This is a genomic window from Halobacillus sp. BBL2006, from assembly GCF_000786645.1.
GTDB lineage: Bacteria > Bacillota > Bacilli > Bacillales > Halobacillaceae > Halobacillus.
In genome coordinates, this window is sequence record NZ_JRNX01000314.1 from 1 (window position 1) to 5,292 (window position 5,292).

Annotated in this window: 6 protein-coding genes and 1 riboswitch; all 6 genes read left to right on the forward strand. The window is 40.7% G+C overall.

Annotated features, from left to right (window positions below; genetic code table 11):
- On the forward strand, nucleotides 1-676 hold a 676-nt coding region (locus tag LD39_RS10030; RefSeq protein WP_035545811.1), incomplete at its 5' end, for a response regulator transcription factor.
- Nucleotides 676-2,466, forward strand: a complete 1,791-nt coding sequence (locus LD39_RS10035) for an ATP-binding protein (RefSeq protein WP_035545814.1) — start codon at nucleotides 676-678, stop codon at nucleotides 2,464-2,466. The genes LD39_RS10030 and LD39_RS10035, both read left to right, overlap by 1 nt.
- Nucleotides 2,467-2,507: 41 nt before the next feature.
- Nucleotides 2,508-2,689, forward strand: a riboswitch (cobalamin riboswitch).
- Nucleotides 2,690-2,880: 191 nt separating this feature from the next.
- Nucleotides 2,881-3,291 carry a DUF4430 domain-containing protein gene (locus tag LD39_RS10040; RefSeq protein WP_035545821.1) on the forward strand — a complete coding sequence of 137 codons (411 nt, stop codon included), beginning with the start codon at nucleotides 2,881-2,883 and terminating at the stop codon, nucleotides 3,289-3,291.
- A 7-nt stretch (nucleotides 3,292-3,298) separates the two neighbouring features.
- Entirely contained in the window at nucleotides 3,299-3,841 is a 543-nt protein-coding gene (locus LD39_RS10045; RefSeq protein WP_052158805.1) for an ECF transporter S component, read from the forward strand.
- A gap of 240 nt (nucleotides 3,842-4,081) precedes the next feature.
- Nucleotides 4,082-4,621, forward strand: coding sequence for an RNA polymerase sigma factor SigX (gene sigX / locus LD39_RS10050; RefSeq protein ID WP_035545816.1), 540 nt, complete (start codon nucleotides 4,082-4,084; stop codon nucleotides 4,619-4,621).
- Nucleotides 4,611-5,292 (forward strand): hypothetical protein (locus LD39_RS10055; RefSeq protein ID WP_035545819.1); only part of this gene is annotated, 682 nt, incomplete at its 3' end. The genes sigX and LD39_RS10055, both read left to right, overlap by 11 nt.

The window sequence follows — 5,292 nt, forward strand, 5'->3', positions numbered from 1 at the left end:
GCGTATTCGCCGTTTGATCAGAATGTATATGGAAAGAGAGAATTACGAAATTGATGAAGCTGAAGATGGTGAAGAGGCATTAGTGAAAGCCCTTCATAATGATTACGACGTGATATTGCTCGATTTAATGCTGCCGGGTAAAGACGGAATCGAAGTGTGTAAGGAGCTTCGTGAAAAGAAAGCGACTCCTGTTATTATGCTAACTGCAAAAGGGGAAGAAGCAAATCGTGTCCAAGGTTTCGAAGTCGGAACCGATGATTATATAGTGAAACCTTTTAGCCCACGAGAAGTCGTTTTACGTGTCAAAGCTTTACTCAGAAGAGCCTCTTCAACAAGATTTTTAGAGACCGATACATCAACTAGAAATGTACTTATCTTCCCGCATATGACAATTGATAATGATGCTCACCGTGTAACTGCTGATGGCGCGGAAGTCGCATTGACTCCAAAGGAATACGAACTTCTTAACTACATGGCTCAATATCCAGATAAAGTGTTTGATCGTGAACAACTTCTTAAAGAAGTTTGGCAATATGAATTTTTCGGCGATCTTCGAACAGTGGATACTCACGTGAAAAGATTACGTGAAAAGTTAAGTAAAGTTTCGGCAAGTGCTGCAGGGATGATCGTTACGGTATGGGGCATCGGCTACAAGTTCGAGGTTAATGGTGAGTGATGTTTTGGCGTAGTGTTGTAGGGAAATTATGGTTTACTATACTCCTGCTTGTCTGTTTTGTCCTTTTCATTCTGACGATCTTACTTCTGGAGTTTTTTCAGAACTATCATATATTAGAAGCGGAGCGTCACTTACTTCAAACTGCTAATAAAATTTCTGAAGTTGAAAATCGATATGAGGACAGAGAATTATTACTTTCAACTACGAATCTGATAAAGGACTCGGCTAGCCGAGCTGTCATCGCATGGAATGAGGAAGATACACTTGTTGCCGAGAGTGACACAGAAGGGTTACCTGTAATGAATTACGACTGGTTTTCATCTGATCAAGAGCTTTCAAGAGTTCTTACTCAAGGAGAAGAAGTGAAAAAAGTAGCTGACCTCGAGTCATCCGATACGGGGGTAATGGTAGTCGGAGCTCCTCTATCCAATGGAGAAGGGGCAGTGTTCGTATATCAATCGCTCGATACTATAGAAGAAACGTCTGAACAAACCACAAAAATTATCTTTCTTGGTGCAGGCATCGCGATAGTTTTGACAACGATCTTTGCCTTCTTCTTATCGACGAGAATTACTTCTCCGTTGATAAAAATGCGTGAAGGAGCATTAGAGCTTGCAAAAGGGGAATTCAATAACAAGGTCCCTATCCTGACTCACGACGAAATTGGTGAACTTGCCATGGCTTTTAATCGGATGGGAAGACAATTAAAATTCCATATTAACGCATTAAATCAAGAGAAAGAGCAGCTTTCTGGAATCTTGCGTTCTATGGCTGACGGAGTTATTACAATTAATCGTACGGGAGAAATTCTCGTCAGTAACCCGCCAGCCATGCAGTATTTAGATGCCTATGCTTTTGAAAACAGTCCATCGGCAAAGACCGTGGAAGATAATCAACATTTACCAGAACCCTTAAAGGCTTTATTTAAGCAAGTTATTACGAATGAAGAAGAATCTATGACCGAAGTTACACTTCAAGGACGTTCTTGGGTGATCATCATGACGCCATTGTATGATAAATCAACCGTTCGCGGAGCGGTTGCTGTACTTCGAGATATGACAGAAGAGCGTCGGCTGAATAAGCTGAGAAAAGATTTCATTGCGAATGTCTCACATGAACTTAGAACTCCAATTTCTATGTTGCAAGGGTATAGTGAGGCTATCGTCGATGATATTGCAGAGAGTAAAGAAGATAAGAATGAACTTGCGCAAATCATCCATGAAGAATCACTGAGAATTGGACGGCTCGTTAATGAGCTACTTGACCTCGCCAGAATGGAGGCGGGTCATATTCACCTTTTTATTGAATCGATTGAAATCCATTCTTATATGAATAAGATTATCCGTAAGTTCCAAGGTATTGCTGATGAACGCAGTGTGGAATTAACTATGAACGTTGACAATCAACTCGATTGGATTTCATTCGATGCTGATCGAATTGAGCAAGTATTTACAAATTTAATTGATAACGCAATCCGTCATACGAACCCCGGGGGAAGTGTTCATGTCACCATTGACAGTCTTAACGGTGATTGGGTAGGTTCTGTTCATGACTCGGGACAAGGTATTGCCGAAGAGGATCTTCCTTTTGTTTTTGAGCGATTTTATAAAGCGGATAAGTCGCGTAAGAGAGAAAGCTCCAAACAGAAAAAAGGAACAGGTCTCGGTCTTGCTATAGCTAAGAATATTGTGGAAGCACACAAAGGAACCATCAGTGCCCACAGTAAGCTTGGAGAAGGGACAACGTTTACGTTCCGCATACCGAAAGATATTGATTTAACAGAATATTAGTTTGCTAATTTTATCAGTTTCATGTAATGTAATTAATGAACTTCATACGTAAGGATGTTGGTGCCTGAGTAAGGCTTAAAAGGGAATCTGGTTAGAAGCCAGAACTGTCCTCGCAACTGTATGTGTTGACGAAAAGGAAGCTCCACTGTGCGAAATGCATGGGAAGGATCCTAAGTAGGCAGACGCACAAGTCAGTAGACCTGCCAAATCCTATGTTTCAAAGCTTCGGGGATTGAGCGTTTGAGACAACCGATCGGTATATGTAATGGTTTTACACCTTTCAGGTTTGTCTTAAGCTTGTCCTTATAAAAAGGACAAGCTTTTTTTGATGATTACATAGCCTAGTTGTTGTCTTTACGTCCTTTCAGGAAAGCGATGGAACTATATACCATGATGGAAAGGATGAAAAGAAAGATGAAAAAGTTTTTTGGATTGTTAGTAGTCTTCCTACTCGTAGCCGGAGTCTTAAGCGGGTGTGGCACCCAACAAGCGGATCAAAAAGAAGAAGCAAGTGCCTCTCAACAAGAGGACAAACAAGAAGTCACTGTTCAAGTGGAAGTTTCAAAAAGCAATGGGGAAGAAATGCTTGCTGACAAAGAGGTTTCTGTTCCAGAAGGGACTACCCTGATGGAGGTCATGAAGGAAAACTTTGAAGTGAAAGAAAGTGAAGGCTTTATTAACAGTATTGAGGGGATCGAAGGAAATCAGGAGGAAAAAATGGCCTGGATGTTTACGATCAATGGAGAAGAGGCTATGGTAGGAGCTAATGAATATGAGGTAGAGCAAGGGGACGAAATCGTCTTTGATTATCATTCATGGGAATGATTAAGCAATGAACACATATAAAATTACTCTTCTAGCAATGCTTGCAGCCCTGGCGGTCGCTGGGCGAATGGCTTTATCCAGTTTACCTAACATTCAACCGGTTACAGCTATTATCATTTTAACATCTTTTTGGTTAGGGCCATTGGCTGGGGTGATAATGGCTATCCTAACGACGACGGTCTCAAATATGCTCTTAGGAATGGGGATATGGACGATTTGGCAGATTATCGCCTGGTCGGTGATTGGTTTGATGGCTGGATTATTAGGGAAATGGTGGCCGCGATTACCGGTTTGGGGTCTTTCCATTTATGGGCTTTTTAGTGGTTTATTTTTTGGTCTGGTTATTTCTTTAACTATGCGAACAGTTGGTCAGCCGTTTTGGGCTTATTATTTAGCGGGCTTGCCCTTCGACCTTAACCACGCAGTATCTAATGTTGTTTTTATTCTGGTCTTTTCTCCGATTCTTGGAGCATTATTCAAACGGTATAATCAAAGGAACAAAGTGAACGGGGGAGCAAGAACGAGTGTAGCGGATGAGAGCTCACAATGAGAAAGTTGAGACGGCTATCTATTAGTGATAGCCGTTTTTTATTGGTAGAAGGGTAAAATACTTTTTCCTTTGCGCCAATCCGGATGCGGCTCCTAGCCTCTCGAAGCCATAAGCCAAGTGAGGATCAAAAAGTGCTTCCAAACTAAACCCTATTTCCTTTTTTATTTTCTCATATTAAGATAAGGGTGTAACTTTTATACATACATAAACGACTATTCCTATAATCGGGAGGTACCTGTGGTGAAAAGGTTTTTTGATGAACTTTATGATAAATATCATAAAGATCTATTTCAATTTATCATCTACATGGTCAAGGATCGCAATTTAGCTGAGGACCTTGTTCAGGATGTTTATATCAAGGTTATCAAATCTTACCATTCATTCGATGGGCGAAGCAGTGAAAAAACATGGCTGTTTTCCATTGCTCGTCATGTGACCATTGACTATTTTAGAAAACAAAAACGTAAACGTAATCGTATCATGGATTTTTTTGACTGGGGTGACAAAGGAGAGAACATTCAAGGTGTAGATGCTCTTCCTGAGGAAATTGCTATTCAAAACGCTGAGATGAAGGCAGTTTATAAGGCATTGGATGAATGTACCATGGACCAGAAAAGTGTCATTATCTTTAGGTATATTCAAGGGATGTCCATACAGGAGACAGCTGATATCCTCAATTGGACTGAAAGCAAAGTGAAGACAACTCAGCATAGAGGAATGAAAGCATTGAGAGAAATTTTAGAAAAAGCAAAAGAAGGGGGAGTGCAGCGTGAAGCCTAGGCATTATACAGATGAAGAATTAGAGAAGATGCTTAAAGATCTGCCTCCTATTGATGATCGGCAAAGTAAGCAGGATTTATATAGGAAAATCTCGCCAAACCTAAATCAATCAACTCGGAAAATGGCTCCATGGATCATGCCTGGTATGGCGACGGCAGCAGTGGTCCTCTTATTGGCAATCGTTATCCCGGTCTTTCTTAATATGATTAACTCGAACCAATTTGAGCAGTCTACCAGCGATCAAGAAACCTCTCAGTCAGACAGCCAATCGGAAAATACGATGGAAAGTGCTGAGATGCCTGAAGAAAAAGCAACTATAAATAAGGAGCATAAAAACGCGGAGCAAGCGAATATAGAGGAAGGCTCTTCAGAAGATTCTACACCTTATGAAAAAGCAGAAACTCATGTAGCTGAAGATGAAAAAATTCATACTGCAAAACTAAATGAAGCTCAAGTAGATACAGGAGCTTTACCAGGAAAAAACGCTCAAGTCGTCATTCCTTTTACAATAGTGTATGAGAATGGGGGGAGTAAAGAGAAATCCCGCTTTGTCCCCAATGAATATGGTTTGTCTGAGAGTTTACTTTCAGAAGCTAAAATAGAGATAGATGAACAGGCGAAGGAAGCGACCATTTCCTTTCCGGATAATTTCTCAGTAAACGGTAGTAGTT

Coding starts and splice junctions, on each gene's coding strand:
- LD39_RS10035 (WP_035545814.1), top strand. CDS start 676: ATGTTTTGGCGTAGTGTTGTAGGGAAATTATGGTTTACTATACTCCTG.
- LD39_RS10040 (WP_035545821.1), top strand. CDS start 2,881: ATGAAAAAGTTTTTTGGATTGTTAGTAGTCTTCCTACTCGTAGCCGGA.
- LD39_RS10045 (WP_052158805.1), top strand. CDS start 3,299: ATGAACACATATAAAATTACTCTTCTAGCAATGCTTGCAGCCCTGGCG.